Here is a 14,884-nt window from a genome sequence, read left to right as displayed (position 1 = left end):
GTAAGCATGCAGATAGCCAGGCAGATGAGCAGACGAATACGGAGGATGCGGTTACGCTGGTCGGGTGCACACTGAGCTGCCCGACTTTCAGATGCCCAACGACGAGCAGGTCCACCTGGCCGCCGAGGGGTTCCGGCTGCTCGCCGACCCCACCCGGATCAAGATCCTGTGGGCCCTCCTACAGGGCGAGTCGTCGGTGGCCTGCCTCGCCGAACTTGTCGGCGCCGCCCCGACGGCGGTGAGTCAGCACCTGGCCAAACTGCGGCTCGCCGGGCTGGTCCGGGGACGCCGGGAAGGCACGTTCGTGCACTACTCCGCCGCCGACACCCACGTGCGCGCCCTGCTCGCCGAGGCGCTGTTCCACGCCGACCACGCCGACCGGAACCTGCCCGACCATCCCCGCGGCGACGCGGTGGCACACCAGCACACGGTCCCCGCAGGCACGCCCGTCTGACCCCGGGCCCGTGGGCTAGGCGTTCTGTGGGGCCTCCACGCGGGCCGGCGTGGGCGTCGCGAGCGGCGGGCCGAGCCGCCGCACCGTGCTGGCGTAGAGGATCAGCATGCAGATCAGGCCGGTGGCGGAGCCGATGAGCAGGCCCCAGGCGGCGCCGTGCAGGCCGCCCCAGTCGGCGCCGAGGGCGAGGCCGCTGAGGGAGACGACGGCGAAGACGACGTACTGCGCGAACAGCCCCCGGGCCTGGTGCATGCCCCGCATCGCGGCGGTGAACGGCACCTGCACCAGGTAGATCGCGCCCTGCAGGGCGATCGGCAGGGCCAGCGGCGCGGCCTCGGCGAACTTGTGGGTGTGGACCAGGACGTACGAGACCACCGGCCAGACGACGAGCACCATCAGCGCGCCGAGGGCGGCGAAGGCGATGGCCAGCCGGCGGGTCTGGCGGCGCAGGGTCGCGGCGGCGGCGGTGCCTTCGGGGCCGGGTTTGGCGGCCTCGGCGGCGTGGCGGGAGGCCCGCGGGGTGACCAGGCTGCTGATCGCGGTGACCAGGTTCTGGACCGGCTGGAGCTGGACGGTCTGCACGAAGCGGAAGTTGCCCAGGTCGATCTTCGACAGGCGGCCGGCGACGGTGAAGCTGATGGCCAGGACGTGGAACTGGGCGACGATGGCGGTGATGGTGAACCAGCCGGAGAGGTGGCGGGTTTCGGCCAGCCAGGCGAGCGGTTTGCCCCGCCACGGCAGCCGCTTCTCGCGCAGCAGGTAGACCGTGGCGCCCGCGGTCGCGCCGAGGCCCCAGACGGCAAGCAGGCCGCCGGCGCTCGCGTGGTGGGTGGCGATCATGAGGGCGACCAGGACGGCCTGGGTGCCGGCCCAGACGAGGTCGATGCCGAGGGCCTTGTCCGGGCGGCGATCGGCGAGGTAGTCGCAGCGGGCGGTGTCGTGCAGCATGATCGGGACCATGAACGGGGCCAGCCAGATGAGCTCGCGCAGGTCGATCTGGCCGCGGCTGGGCCAGGCCGCCCAGAGCCCGGCGAAGACGGCGGTGGTCACCACGCCGGAGCACAGCGCGGTGGCCAGGCCGTTGCAGGCCAGGCGGTCCCGGGGGTCGCCGTCGTAGCGGGAGGCCAGGGCGAGCAGGACGTCGCCGACGACGGCACGATTGAGGTACATCGCGAGGTAGCCGACGGCGAGGGCCAGCGCGAGCGCACCGAAGCGGGCCTTCGGCAGCAGGATTCCGCCCAGCAGCGTGTTCGCCGAGTTCGCCGCGGCGATCACCAACTGGTCGAGCAGGCCGGCGCCGACGAACCGGGAGGCGCCCCGCAACCCCTGCGGGCGGCGCATCCGCTCAGGCGTCCTGGGTACGACTGGCATGCTCGACCAGACCCGGCAGCTGTCCGTCGTTGCGGGTCGCCGGCACCGTGACGGGGCTCGGCGGGGCGAGCACCGGCTCGTCGTAATGACGCTCGCCGCGGGCCGTGGTCAGCACCGCGCGGACAAGCAGCTGCAGGTCGAGCCGCACGCTCTGGTGCTCGATGTAGGCGAGGTCCTTCACCAGCCGCTCCTGCGGCGGCATGTGGAACTTCTCGATCTGGGCGATACAGGCGATGCCGGGCCGTACCGTGTGCCGCTCGGCGTATCCGGGAACCGCCTCGAGGTGCTTGTCGACGAGCACGGTACGCAGCGGCCGCGGCCCGACCAGGCCCATCGAGCCGTTGAGCACGTTGATCAGTTCCGGGAGCTCGTCGAGGTGCCAGCGTCGCAGCCAGCGACCGACCCGGAGCGTGCGCGGGTCCCCCGCGGGCGACACGACCGGTCCGGTGAGCCGTTCGGCCCCGTACTGCATGCTGCGGAACTTGAACTGCCGGAACGTGCGTCCGCCGCGGCCCACGGAGTTCTTGGTGAAGAAGATCGGCCCCGGCTCCTCGAACCAGATGAGCAGTCCGATGATCGGCCACAGCGGCAGCGTGAGCGCGAGCCCGACGAGGGCGCCGACGACGTCCAGGACCCGCTTGCCCCGCGGCTCGCGGCGCACGGCGCAGGCGGTGTGGTACCGCAGGACCGCGTGCTGGACGGCGGGCGACGGCGGCGCGTTGTCCTCCACGATCCCGGCGGTGGCGCCGCTGAGCACGATCCCGCCGGCGAACGACCCGGTGATGAGGATCATGGCGGCCCGCGCCGGCACGTCGTGCCCCAGCCGCAGCCAGATCCACGGCGCGACGATCAGCGTCGCGGTGACGACGAAGGCGATCCGGCAGGCCCACGCCCGAGCCGGCGGGGGAACCGATGATGTCAGGACGACGGCGGGCAGGCACGCCAGGAACAGCGGGATGAGCAGCACCCAGTGTCTCACGGGTTGTTGTACCTCCGGGGAAAGCGGGCGGGCGCCGTCGTCGTCATCGGTATGCCTTCTCCTGCTCGGCCCACATGGTGAACAGCAGCAGGATCCAGATCTCGCGGGCGTGTTCGGCCACGCCACTGAGGTGGCGCTCGACGATCTCGTTGACCGCGTCGAAGCGCAGATAGCCCTGCCGTCGCAGGACGTCGCGGGACAGGTAGTCGCCGACCAGCGGCCGGTACACGCCGCGCAGCCAACGCGGCAGCGGGGCGTTGAAGCCCTTCTTGCCCATGGCGAGCGTCTGTGGCGGCAGCAGGCCGGCCATCGCCTGACGCAGCAGCCACTTCGGTTGCCGGCCCGGGAGCTTCATCCGGCCCGGCAGGGAGAAGGCGAACTCGAGCATCGGCGTGGCCAGCAGCGGTACCCGTACCTCCAGGGAGTGCGCCATGCTCACCCGGTCGACCTTCGTCAGCACGTCGTCGGGCAGATAGACGTGGGCATCGGTGTACTGGAACCGCGTCAGCCGGTCGAATCCGGCGCCGGCGTCGTAGTGCGGCTCGTGCGTGTCGTACGTGTCGCCCAGCTCGGCGAGCACGTCCGGCTCCAGCAGCCGCGCCTTGTGTGCCTCCCGGAAGACGACCCGCCACAGGTAGTGGCTGCGGCCGGGCTCCTCGACGGCGTTCTCGGCGAAGCGGCGCGCCTTGAAGTCGAAGCTCGCCCGCGCGCTGGAGCGTGGCAGGTGCCGCAGCAGGCTCGGCACGAGCCGGGTCGTCAACGCGCGCGGCAGGTGGCGGTAGTAGCGGGCGTACCTGTCGGCCTGGTAGGTGAGGTAGCCGGCGAAGAGCTCGTCCCCGCCGTCGCCGCTCAACGCCACCGTCACGTCCCGGCGGGCGAGCCGGCACAGGTAGTACGTGGGCACCATCGACGGGTCAGCGAAGGGCTCGTCGAAGGCTGGCAGGATGCCGTCCACGACGTCCTGCGCCGACGGCTCGACCAGCAGCTCGGTGTGGTCGGTCCCGAACCTGTCCGCGACGAGGGCGGCCCCGTCCCGCTCGTCGTAGGACCGGTCGGAGAAGCCCACCGAGAACGTCTTCAGCTTGGCATCGGGCTCGGCGCGCCGGGCGGCGGCGACGACGGTGGCGGAGTCCATGCCGCCGCTGAGGAAGAAGCCCACCGGTACGTCGGCCGCCAGTTGCTGACGGACGGTGTTGACCAGGAGCTCGCGCAGGATCGCCCCCGCACGGGCGACGGTGAGGTCCTGCCGCTGCGGCACATCGGCGAGCGACCAGTAGCGCTGCGAGGTGCACCGGCCGTCCTGCCACACGAGCGTCGTGCCGGGTTCGAGCTTGCGGATCTCCCGGTACATCGTCCGCGGTGCGGGCACATACATCAGCGACAGGTACGCGCTGAACGCCTGGAGGTCCGGTGTGCGCTCGGAAAGGGAGCACAGGACCGCCTTGATCTCCGACCCGAAGATGAGGCCGTCGGCGCGCTCGGCGTAGTGCAGCGGCTTCACGCCCACCCGGTCGCGGGACAGGACCAGGCGGTGACGGGCGCTGTCGTACAGGGCGATGGCGAACATGCCCTCCAGGTGCCGCGCGAAGCCGGTGCCGAACTCCTCGTACAGATGCGGAATCACCTCGGCGTCGTTGCCGGAGGCAAACGTGTGCCCGCGCGCGGCGAGGTACTGCCGCAGCCTGCGGTGGTTGTAGATCTCACCGTTGAGCACCGCGTGCACGGTGCCGTCCTCGGACCGCACCGGCTGCCGGCCGTGCAGCACGTCGATGACGGCCAGGCGCCGCACCGCGAGGCCGGCGGTGGGGGTGAGGAAGAACCCGTCCTCGTCGGGGCCCCGGTGCGCGAGGCTGCGGCACATGGCGCGCAGCCGGTCCTCGTCCACGGGACGCGTGTCGTTGGCCAGCACCATGCCGGCGATTCCGCACATGAATCCTCCGCCTCGGTCGATCGATGAACAGGGGCGGGTGCGGTCAGACCGGTGCGGGTTCGACCGGCCGGTGCGAGGGCGCGGGGACGTACGGCTCCCACAGCCCGGCCTTCTGCGCGGACAGCCGCACGAGGTACCGGGGTCCGAGGATCAGGTAGCGCCGCCACAGCCGGCGCGGCTCGAGGACCAGCCGCAGCAGCCAGGCCAGGCCGTTGCGCTGCATCCAGCGCGGTGCGGAGCGCAGCCGCCCGGAGTGGTAGTCGAAGGCGGCCCCGACCGCCAGCAGCGGCATGGCGAGCAGCGGCCGCATCGCGTGGACGAACGACTCCTGCCGTGGGCAGCCGAGCCCGACCAGGACCACGCGGGCCCCCGAGGCGTTGATCCGCTCGGCGATGCGGGCATACTCGCCCGGTTCGGCGTCGCGGAACCGCGACGGCTCGGCACCGGCGATACGCAGCGTCGGCATCGTCCGGGTCAACGCCTCGACCAGCCGGTCGACGGTGCGTTGCGTGGAACCGTAGAGGTAGACCGGCAACCCCTCGTCGGCCGCGCGCCGCAGCACCCGGAGGGTCAGTTCCGGGCCGCTCACCCAGTCGCGCAGCCGGGCCTGGTGCAGCAGGTTCAGCGCCCACCGCACCGGCTGACCGTCCGGGGCGACCACGTCGAATGCGTTGAGCCGGGCGTTGTGCCGCCGATCCGACAAGCCGGTCATCACGCCGTGCACGGCCAGCGCGGTCAGGATGAACGGGCGCTGCTGCTGGGCGGCCGCGATCACCCTCGCGACCGCGGTGTCGTAATCGATGACATCGACCAGAACTCCCATGACGCTGCGTTTTCCCGCGTCGACGACCAACGATCTTCCTTCCCCTCGCCCCGCGACACGCGCCGATCACCGGACCGGCCCGAGGCATCGAACGCCGGCCTCAACTGCGGGATGTTCGAGCGCGCCTGTACCCGACCGGTTCCCGGTAAACGCGGCGCGCCGGGCGGGCCGAGGTGACTTTTGCGGGGTGTACGGCCGCTCCACCTGCGCTATCACCTGCCGATCCGTCGCCTGGCCCGATGCGTGCCTCTTACGCTTGCGAGGTCACGCAGATGGCACGGCCCCCGGCGCTCCGGTTCGCGGCCGGCCCGGCTCGAGGACAGAGACGGTATGGGCGATCCAATTCCTGATGCAGGCTACGTTCGGGCCCGTGGGCGGGCGGTGGTGCGAGCCAGCGTCCCGCCACGCGACACGGCCGCCGACCGGCCCGCGGACCCACCGCGCCGTCGGCGTCCGCCGCGACCGTCGCGTCCGCAAAAGCCTCGCCGGCCCCGGCGCTGGGCCCGTGTGCTGGTCGTCCTCGGCGTGCTGCTCGTGCTGGTCAGCGCCGCCGCCCTCGCCGGTTCCCGGGCGCTGCTGAACCGCTACACCGCCGCGATCGGCCAGGAGAACCTGCTCGGCGACGCGGCGGACCCGCACGTCAGCATCGACGGGCCGATCAACCTGCTGCTGGTCGGCATTGACCAGCGCATCGACCAACGCGACGACAGCCCGGACGTCGACCACAACGCGGACTCGATCATGATCGTGCACATCCCGGCGAGCCACGACGCCGCCTACCTGGTCTCGGTGCCCAGGGACTCGTACGTGTCGATCCCGCCCTATCCGAGGAGCGGGTTCGGCGGCGGCCACGCCAAGGTCAACGCGGCGTTCCCCGACGGCTTCGGCAACGGCGCCGGCCGGGCGGGCGGGTTCGGGCTGCTCGCGTTGACGATCAAGCAGCTGACCGGGATCTCGTTCAACGGCGGGGCGATCGTCGACTTCGCCGGGTTCAAGTCGCTGGTCGCGGCCCTGGGCGGGGTGGATATGTGCGTGGACGAGCGGACCGTCTCGGTCCACATCGGCCATGACGCCCACGGGCGGTACCAGATGCCGTACGACATGACCGACGACGGACCGGTTCCCGTCCCCGGGGTCACCCCGCAGGTGTACCAGCCCGGCTGCCAGCACCTGGCCGACTGGCAGGCCCTCGACTACGTGCGGCAGCGCGAGCTGCTCCCGGACGGGGACTACGGGCGGCAGCGCCACCAGCAACAGTTCATCAAGGCGGTCCTGAAACAGGCCACCGGCAGCGGCGTGCTCACCAGCCCCGGCAAGCTGGACCAGGTGCTGCGCGCCGCCGGCCAGGCGCTGACCTTCGACAGCGGGGGAATCTCCATCGCCGACTGGATCTTCGCGCTGCGCGACATCCGCTCCGGCGCCCTGACCATGCTGAAGACCAACGGCGGCACCTTCAACTCCGAGGTCATCAACGGCCAGGACACCGAGATTCTCAGCGACACCAGCCTGCAGCTGTTCAGCGCCGTGCGCGAAGACACCATGCCGGCATTCGTCGCGGCGCATCCGGACTGGGTGGCCGGCGACTCCGTATAGGGCTGGTCGGCACCTGTGGGGAAACCGGGTTGATGCATCCGGCCGGGGCTGGCAGCGTGGCATCCCGTGCCGAAGGCAGCAGCCGCTTCCGGCGGGCCTCTGCGCTCACCAGCGTTCCGGTGGTTCTTCGCCGGCCTCTCGATCTCCATGGCCGGCAGTTTCATGTCGCCGGTCGCCCTGGCCTTCGGGGTCCTTGCGATCACCGACAGCGCGGCCTGGCTGTCCGCGGTCACCGCCTCGGCCGTGGTGGCGACGGTCGCGACGATGCTCTTCGGCGGCGGCATCGCCGACCGCTACCGCCGCGACTCCGTGCTGCGCCTCACCGGTCTCGGCGCGGGCGTCACCCAGGCCGGCGTCGCGGCCCTGCTCCTGACCCATCAGCACCCGGCGCTGCTGCTGCCGCTGGCCGCCGGCAACGGCGTGTTCCAAGGGCTGACGACACCCGCGCTGCGCGGCATCGTCTCGAACCTCGTAGCCGGGCGCGACCTGCAAACGGCCAGCTCCCTGCTGGCCTCGGCCAGGAACGTCACGCGAATCCTCGGTCCGACCGCCGCCGGCCTGCTGACCGCCTCGGTCGGCGGCGGTTGGGCGATCGCCGCGGACGCCGCCTCCTTTCTGCTGGCGGCCGCCTGCTTCTCCCGGATCTCGCTGCCCGCGCCGGCACCGCGCGGCAAGGACGGCCCCACGATGCTCGCCGACATGAGGGAGGGCTGGCGGTACTTCAGGTCCCGGCCGTGGATCTGGTCGGTGACGCTGGCCTTCGCCGTGTTCAACGCGGCCAACAGGGGCGTCTGGCAGATCCTCGGCCCGGTGATCGCACACGACACCATCGGCGCCGCGGGCTGGGGCCTGGTGCTGAGCGCCCAGGGTGTCGGGGCGCTGCTTGCCAGCGTGGTGCTGGTCAAGGTGCGGCTGATGCGGCGGCCGATGATGCCGGCGCTGTTCTCGATGGCGCTGGCTACCCTCCCGCTCGTGCTCCTGGGCGCCGGCGCGAACACGTTCTGGCTGGCCGCGGCGTCGCTGTTGACCGGGGTGGCCGTCGAGTTCTTCACCGTCGTCTGGGAAACCGTCAACTACACCAACATTCCCGAGCGTCTCCTGTCCCGAGTCGGCGCTCATGACGAGTTCTGGTCGACCGTGTCCTTGCCCGTCGGCCAGATGTCCGCGCCGGTCCTCGCGGCGGCATTCGGGGCGGCGACGGTCGCCGCCACCGGGGGCGGGGTCGCGGCGGCGGCGATGCTCCTGGTCGCGCTCGTGCCATCACTGCGTCGCATCGAGATCAACCACGATGACGCCGGAGTGCCTTCGGCGTGAAGCCGCTCAGCGCCGGGTGGGGCGGTCGGTCTTCATGAAGACCCTGAGCACCGAGCGCAGGCCGAGGACGAAACCGCACAGCGCCAGGCTGAACCCGAGGAGGGTGTTGAGCCGGATCCGGGGAGTGACGAAGGGTCCGGTGTCGGCGACGATCAGCAGTACCGCGGCCAGGAACGCCCCGACGGCGACCACGGACACGACGGCGTCGTTGAGACGGCCGCGGATCCACCTGCGGTCCTCCGGGTCCGCCACCGGACGCACCCGCACCGACAACGTCCCGTCGGCCAGTGCGCCGGTGGTCCGCTCCAGACGCGACGGGAGCCGGCTCAGCGACACCGCGGCGACGGATCCGCGGGCCTTGGCGAGGTCCGCGACCCGGTCGGGGGCGAGCATCCGGGCGGTGATGTCGGCGGCCGAGCGCTGCGCCGATCCGATCAGCGAGAAGCCCGGGTCGAGCGCCACCAGCGACTCCTCCGCGGAGGCGATCGTTCGCAGCGCGGCGGCGACCTGCGGCGGGAGGGCAAGGCCGTGACGGCGGACGACATCGAAGAGATCCGCGAACACGTCGGTGCCGGCGTCGCCCCGGAAGCGCAGGGTCGTGATGATCTGCCCCACCTCGCGCCGCAGGGTCGTGACGTCGGTGTCGGCGGGCGAGCCCACGACCATCAACAGCGCATCGGTCGCCGCCACGTTGTCGTCGATGCCCACCGCGTACAGCAGCGTCGCGAGCAGTTGTCGCGTCTCGGCATCCAGCACCCCGACCGAGCCGAAGTCGAGCAGGCCGATGCGGCCGTCGCTGAGCAGCAGCATGTTCCCGGGGTGGAGGTCCGCGTGGAACACGCCGTGGACGAGGACGCCGTCGAGCACGACCCGGAACAGGTTCTGCGCCAGCGCGGAGCGCGCCGCGGCGTCGAGGGACTCCAGTCCGCTGTCCGCGTCGTTCAGCGCGCGACCGTCGAGCCGGGTCATCACGATCACCTGGGACGTGCTGAGCTCGTCGACGATCCTCGGCACGACGACCCCGTAGTCGCCGGTGGCGAGCGACGCGGCGACCATGCGATGGTTGGTCGCCTCGACCCGGTAGTCGAGCTCCTGGCGCAACGACTCGGCGAACCCCGAGGCGAGGCCGGACAGGCCCAGCTGCCGGCCCCAGCCGGTGCGCTCCTCGATGGCGCGGGCCAGCCGCAGCAGGATGTCGCTGTCGACGCGGACGCTGTCGCGCGCCCCGGGCCGCTGCACCTTCACGACGACCGGGGTGCCGTCGGCCAGGAGCGCGTGATGCACCTGCGCGACCGATGCCGCGGCGAACGGCTCGGGGGTGAGCTCGGCGAAGTGCCGGCTCAGTGGCCCACCGAGCTCGGCCTCCAGGATGCGCTCGACGGTGCCGTCCGGTTCCGGGCTCGCGTTGCTCTGCAGGCTGCTCAGGGCCGTGACGTACGGCAGCGGCAGCAGGTCGCGGCGAGTCGAGAGCATCTGACCCAGCTTGATGAAGGTGACGCCGGCCTTGTTGAGAGCGCCGACCAACGCCTGGGCCGAATGGGCGTGACGGGCGGGGTTCGCGGCGCCCCCGTCCGCGCTCCGCCTGCCGCGGACGTAGCGCGAGAGCCCGTACGAGGAAAGAATCCGCATGATCTCGGCGTAGCGACGAACGCGGCGGCGGCCGCGGAAGGCGTCGCGAACCCACTGGACCGGGTTCCGGACGGTGCCGGTCGGCCAGAGCGCCTCGGCGACCACCAGCGCCGCGACGCCGAGCGCGAAAGCCCATGCGAACGCGAGCACGATGAACACCAGCGCGACCGGCGCGGACACCGCAACGGTTCCGTCCTCGCCGGTCAGGCCCGCCGCCTGTGCGACCTGGGTCGTCAGCGGCGAGCCGCCCAGGAACACGGCGACCGCGACGACCAGGATCCGTGGCCAGCCTACCGGAGCGTCGAGCGCGTTGCGGACGACCGCGCCCAAGAGCCCGCCGAAGCACAGGGCGACCACGACCGCCCCAAGGGCCACCAACATGACGCCGACCCCTTTCACGCTCCTGGTCGCGCCGCGGCTCCTCGAGCCGGCCACCCGCCCGACCGTAGGCTAACAGCTCGATCATCACTCGGGGTGGTTGTGGCCGCCGCCGCCGATGCGGTACGGCGTGGTGACGCCCGTGTACGCGAGGTGCGCGAGGAGTCCTTCTGCCGCGTGTGACAGGTTGTGGCAGTGGTCGACCCACACACCGGGGTTGTCGGCGACGAACGCGATCTCGTAGGTCTCGCCGTCGGCGACCTCCAGCGAGTCCGTCCACCATGGACTGCCGGTCGCCGCGACCCCGTTGCGGCTGAGCACCACCGCGTGATGGCCGTGCAGGTGCATCGGGTGCGTCTCGCCGCTGTCGTTGGCGATCGTCATGCGCACGACGTCTCCGGCGCTGACCATGTACATCGGCACGTCCGGGTACAGCCTGCCGTTGATGGTCCACCACAGTCCGGGCCGCCCGTCGAGGAAGCCGAAGCGCCGCCCGATGCGGTAGTCGAACCGCCGCGTCGCCCTGCCGGGGTCGAAGCCGATCGGCGCCGGCTCGCCGTACGACAGCAGATCGATCGATGCCGCCGGCTCCGGCGTCACCGCGGCCGCCGCGCCCTCGGGGCCGACCACGAGCGCCGTTGCCGCGCCGACGTCGACCCGCACGGCGCCGCCCCCGTCCGGTACCGCGAACTCCACGTCGGCCCGGCCACCGGCGGGCAGCACGATCGCGGCGGCGGTGACCGGGGGCGCGGCGGTGCGATCCCGGCCGTCGACGGCGACGAGGCGGTAGGGCGCGCCGGACACCCATGCGCGGATGGTGCCCTGGTCGGTGTTGACCAGCCGGACCCGCACGGTGCTGCCGGGGGCGGCGGCGACGCGGGTCTCGCCCGGGCGGCCGTCCACGGTGCGGCGGCCGCCGTAGGTGTGCACCAGCGCGAGCCGGTCGACGCCGGCGGGTGCGCCGGTCGGCGGGTCGACCACGAGCGCGCCGAACAACCCGAGCCGCACCTGTTCGTGGGAGACCTGATGGGAGTGGTACCAGTACGTGCCGGTGTCCTTCGCGACGAACCGGTACACATGGGAATCGCCCGGTGCCACGGCGTCCTGGGTCACGCCGGCCACGCCGTCCTCCGCGTTCGGCACGTCGTAGCCGTGCCAGTGCAGCGTGACGCCGTCCGGCACGGACTCGTTGACCAGTCGCACCTCGACCAGCTGCCCCTGCCTGGCGCGGATCTGCGGTCCCGGCGAGGCGTGGTTGAGCGTGTACCCCGCCACGGTGCGACCGTCGGGAAGGCCGATCCGCTCGGCGCGGGCCACCAGCGTCACCGACACGTCGGCGGGCCGGTCGCGCGGGCCGGTGAGTGCGGTGACCTCGGTGCCGCCGTGATGCATGGTGCTGTGGTCGACGCGGGAACCGCCGCCGTAGTCGGGATACCCCATGTCCATGACGCTGTAGGTGCCCGGCATGAGACTGGCCCGCCACCACCAGCCCAGCGGGCCCAGCACGGCCAGAGCCGCCGCGATCGCCACGACGGCTCTCCATTGCCCGCGCCCCATGGTCAGGCCGCGACCGGCTGCTGGGGAACCGGCTCGACGGCCCGGCGCGCGGCGACGAGCGCGGCGGCCAGCAGGGCGACGGCGTTGAGGCCGTGCAGCGCGCCGACCAGCGGTGCGCTGAACGACACGACCGCCAACGCCACCTGCAGTGCCGTCAGGCCGAACGTGATGCCCGCCCACGTGACGCCGCGGGGAATCCGGGCGAAGAAGGACAGCACCAGGAAGATCAGCGCGATGAGCGGGATGACCGCCATGCCGACGATGCCGTGCGCGTAGTGGCCGGGATTGGCGCCGGCGTTCTTGTCGAAGACTCCGCCGGCGTCGATGTCCTGGATGACCGCGAACCAGGCGTAGGCGACGGTGGCCGCCTGGACCAGCACCCCGGCCGCGATGAGATAGGCGAAAACTCGGTACGTGGATCGCATGGGCTTGGCTCCTGCTAGTTGTGGCGGGCGAACGGTTCCTAGGCGTGGAAGTGGCGCCGGGACGCCGGCAGCGCGAGCAGCCCGGCGCAGACCGCGGTCACGGCCAGGAACACCAGCGAGGCCGACTCGCCGAACGCGATGAGCTTGAGCAGGCCGAACGCGGTCTGCGCCGCGAGCAGGGCCAGCGCCGTGCGCAGCGTCCGCGCGGAGCCGCGGCCGAGGCGCAGCGCCGTGACGATGCAGGCGAGCGCCATCACGGGCGCCCAGACGGCGGCGATGTAGTCCTTGCCGGCGAGCGGCATGATGATCGAGAAGGCGATCGTCGCGACGAGCTGGAACGCGCCGAGCGGCACCAGCAGCAGGAGCTGGGCGCCGCGGACGGCGATCGGCACCCGCCGCCGCACGGCGGTGGTCGCCTCGGTCGTGGTCGTGGTCGTGGTCGTGTTCGTGGGCGTGGTCATGGGTGGCTCCGGTCCGTGTCGGTGTGTTGTCGCCGTCGATCGTGCGGCCGGGCACGGCCTTCGCTCATCGACCCACGGGCGGAACCGCGGCTGATCCGGTGGGCCGAGAGCGAGCTCAGCCCAGGGGCTGATGACATGCCACGAGCGGACCGCCTACCGTGGCCACGTGTCACCATGGCGGCGGTTCGTGCAGCTCGGGACCACCGACAGGGTGGTCGCGACGCTGCTGGCGGCCGTCGCGCTGGCGCAGGTCCTCGTGTTCCTGCCGATCGCCGCCGCCCCCATCGGCGCGCTCGTGGCCCTCGGCTCGACCGCGCCGATCGCCTGGCGCCGGACCCATCCGGTGGTTGCCGCGCTCGTCGGCTCGGCCGTCTGGCTGATTCCGACCGACGGATTCCTGCTGGTCGGCTACCCCGCCGCGGTGCTGCTCTTCTACGCGGTGACCGCATACGTGAACGACCGGCACCTGGCGGCGGCGACGGTCCTCATCGGGACCATCTTCGGCATCGCCGGCTCCGCCATGCAGGGGGTGATCGTCGGGGAATACGTCGGCGCCGTCCTCGTCGTCCTGGCACCGGCCGCGGTCGGGGTGCTGGTGCGCCGTCAGCGCGGCCGGAACCGCCGGCTGGAGGAGCTGACCCGGCATCTGGAACAGGAGCGCGACCGGCGCGAGCGGTCGGCGGTCGCGGACGAGCGCGCCCGGATCGCCCGGGAGCTGCACGACCTGGTCGCCCACGCGGTGAGCGTCATCGCGGTGCAGGCCGACGCCGCGGAGGCGGCGCTCGAATACGATCCCGCGCTCGCGAAGCGCCCGATCGCCGTGATCCGCGGCTCCGCCGTCGAGGCGCTGATCGAGATGCGCCGGCTCCTCGGGGTGCTGCGCGCCGACGCCGGTGACCCGGACCGGGAGCCGCTGCCGGGGCTGGCCCAGCTGCCCGCGCTCGTGGACCGGGCCCGCGACGGCGGCCAGGCGGTGGATCTGGCCGTGGACGGCACGCCGGTACCGCTGCCGCCGAGTCTCGACCTGTCCGCGTATCGCATCGTGCAGGAGGCGTTGACCAACGCGACCAAGCACGCCCCGGGCGCGCCGGTCACGGTCGGCCTGCACTGGTTGCCCGACGCGCTGCGGATCGAGGTGTGCGACCGGGGCCCCGGAGCCCGCAGTGTGCCCTCGCCCGACGCGCACGGCCTGGTCGGCATGCGCGAGCGGGTGCGGATCCACGGCGGCAGCCTGGAGGCCGGCAATGCCGCGGACGGTGGGTTCGCCGTCCGCGCCCTGCTGCCGATCGAGGCGGCATGACGCGCGTCCTCATCGCCGACGACCAGGACCTCGTTCGCTCCGGGCTCCGCTTCGTGCTCGAGGTCGCCGGCCTGGAGGTGGTCGGCGAGGCCGTGGACGGCGCCGAGGCGTTCGCGCAGGCGGAGCGCCTGCGGCCGGACGTGGTGCTGATGGACGTCCGGATGCCCGGGACCGACGGCATCGCGGCGACCCGCCGTATCGTCGACGCCGGCCTCGACACCAGGGTCCTCATCCTGACGACGTTCGACCTGGACGAGCACGTGTTCGCGGCCCTCCGGGCGGGCGCCAGCGGGTTCCTGCTCAAGGACGTCGGCCGGCAGCAGCTGGTCGAGGCGGTGCGGGTCGTGGCGGCCGGCGACGCCCTGTTCGCCCCGACCGTGCTGCGCCGCCTGGTCAGCCACTACGTCAACCGCCCACCGTCTCCGCCGCCGTTCGCCGGCCTCGCCGACCTGACTCCCCGCGAGCGCGAGATCCTCCAGCTCATCGGCCGCGGCCTGTCGAACACGGACATCGCCGCGGAACTGGTGATCTCGATGGCGACGGTGAAGACCCACGTCCGGCACCTGTTGCAGAAGCTCGCCCTCCGCGACCGGGCCCAGGCGGTCGTCCTCGCCTACGAGACCGGCCTGGTCTCCCCCGGCTCCGCCCCGTTTCATCCGACCGCGTGACG

General features: G+C 72.2%; 13 protein-coding genes. 5 read left to right on the top strand and 8 right to left on the bottom strand.

Annotated elements, in window-relative coordinates; all coding sequences use genetic code 11:
* Positions 1-64: 64 nt before the first annotated feature.
* Positions 65-454 (top strand): ArsR/SmtB family transcription factor, encoded by a 390-nt coding sequence (locus ABT369_RS10130; RefSeq protein WP_497984935.1) that lies wholly within the window; start codon positions 65-67, stop codon positions 452-454.
* Between the two features lie 15 nt (positions 455-469).
* Here ABT369_RS10130 and ABT369_RS10125 read toward each other — a convergent pair whose 3' ends face one another.
* Genes ABT369_RS10125 through ABT369_RS10110 form a run of 4 tightly spaced genes read right to left on the bottom strand, consistent with a single transcriptional unit; the run spans position 470 to position 5,557 of the window.
* Positions 470-1,795 (bottom strand): MATE family efflux transporter, encoded by a 1,326-nt coding sequence (locus ABT369_RS10125; RefSeq protein WP_350611390.1) that lies wholly within the window; start codon positions 1,793-1,795, stop codon positions 470-472.
* 4 nt (positions 1,796-1,799) lie between these two features.
* Positions 1,800-2,804 carry a sugar transferase gene (locus ABT369_RS10120; RefSeq protein ID WP_350611389.1) on the bottom strand — a complete coding sequence of 335 codons (1,005 nt, stop codon included), beginning with the start codon at positions 2,802-2,804 and terminating at the stop codon, positions 1,800-1,802.
* Between the two features lie 43 nt (positions 2,805-2,847).
* A complete protein-coding gene (asnB, locus tag ABT369_RS10115) occupies positions 2,848-4,734 on the bottom strand; it encodes an asparagine synthase (glutamine-hydrolyzing) (RefSeq protein WP_350611388.1) in 1,887 nt (628 codons plus the stop codon).
* Between the two features lie 43 nt (positions 4,735-4,777).
* Positions 4,778-5,557: a WecB/TagA/CpsF family glycosyltransferase gene (locus ABT369_RS10110; protein ID WP_350611387.1), complete on the bottom strand. Its 780-nt coding sequence runs from the start codon at positions 5,555-5,557 to the stop codon at positions 4,778-4,780.
* Between the two features lie 507 nt (positions 5,558-6,064).
* Between ABT369_RS10110 and ABT369_RS10105 the strand changes: the two genes are divergently transcribed.
* A complete protein-coding gene (locus ABT369_RS10105) occupies positions 6,065-7,150 on the top strand; it encodes an LCP family protein (RefSeq protein WP_350611386.1) in 1,086 nt (361 codons plus the stop codon).
* Positions 7,151-7,216: 66 nt separating this feature from the next.
* A complete protein-coding gene (locus ABT369_RS10100) occupies positions 7,217-8,464 on the top strand; it encodes an MFS transporter (protein ID WP_350611385.1) in 1,248 nt (415 codons plus the stop codon).
* Between the two features lie 6 nt (positions 8,465-8,470).
* Here ABT369_RS10100 and ABT369_RS10095 read toward each other — a convergent pair whose 3' ends face one another.
* The 4 genes from ABT369_RS10095 to ABT369_RS10080 form a co-directional block, all read right to left on the bottom strand.
* Positions 8,471-10,474, bottom strand: a complete 2,004-nt coding sequence (locus ABT369_RS10095; protein ID WP_350611384.1) for an ABC1 kinase family protein — start codon at positions 10,472-10,474, stop codon at positions 8,471-8,473.
* Between the two features lie 84 nt (positions 10,475-10,558).
* The gene (locus tag ABT369_RS10090) at positions 10,559-12,001 is read right to left on the bottom strand and encodes a multicopper oxidase family protein (protein WP_350611383.1); all 1,443 of its coding nucleotides are present in this window, start codon (positions 11,999-12,001) and stop codon (positions 10,559-10,561) included.
* Positions 12,002-12,030: 29 nt separating this feature from the next.
* Positions 12,031-12,453, bottom strand: coding sequence for a hypothetical protein (locus ABT369_RS10085; protein ID WP_350611382.1), 423 nt, complete (start codon positions 12,451-12,453; stop codon positions 12,031-12,033).
* A 38-nt stretch (positions 12,454-12,491) separates the two neighbouring features.
* Entirely contained in the window at positions 12,492-12,914 is a 423-nt protein-coding gene (locus tag ABT369_RS10080) for a hypothetical protein (RefSeq protein WP_350611381.1), read from the bottom strand.
* 166 nt (positions 12,915-13,080) lie between these two features.
* Between ABT369_RS10080 and ABT369_RS10075 the strand changes: the two genes are divergently transcribed.
* Positions 13,081-14,214: a sensor histidine kinase gene (locus ABT369_RS10075; protein ID WP_350611380.1), complete on the top strand. Its 1,134-nt coding sequence runs from the start codon at positions 13,081-13,083 to the stop codon at positions 14,212-14,214.
* Positions 14,211-14,882, top strand: a complete 672-nt coding sequence (locus tag ABT369_RS10070; RefSeq protein ID WP_350611379.1) for a response regulator — start codon at positions 14,211-14,213, stop codon at positions 14,880-14,882. The genes ABT369_RS10075 and ABT369_RS10070 overlap by 4 nt, the downstream gene beginning before the upstream one ends.
* The last annotated feature ends 2 nt before the right edge of the window (positions 14,883-14,884 follow it).

The organism is Dactylosporangium sp. NPDC000244, assembly GCF_040300725.1.
In the GTDB taxonomy this organism is placed as follows: domain Bacteria; phylum Actinomycetota; class Actinomycetes; order Mycobacteriales; family Micromonosporaceae; genus Dactylosporangium.
Note: the sequence above shows the minus strand (reverse complement) of the source record. Positions and strands in the feature narration are given on the sequence as shown.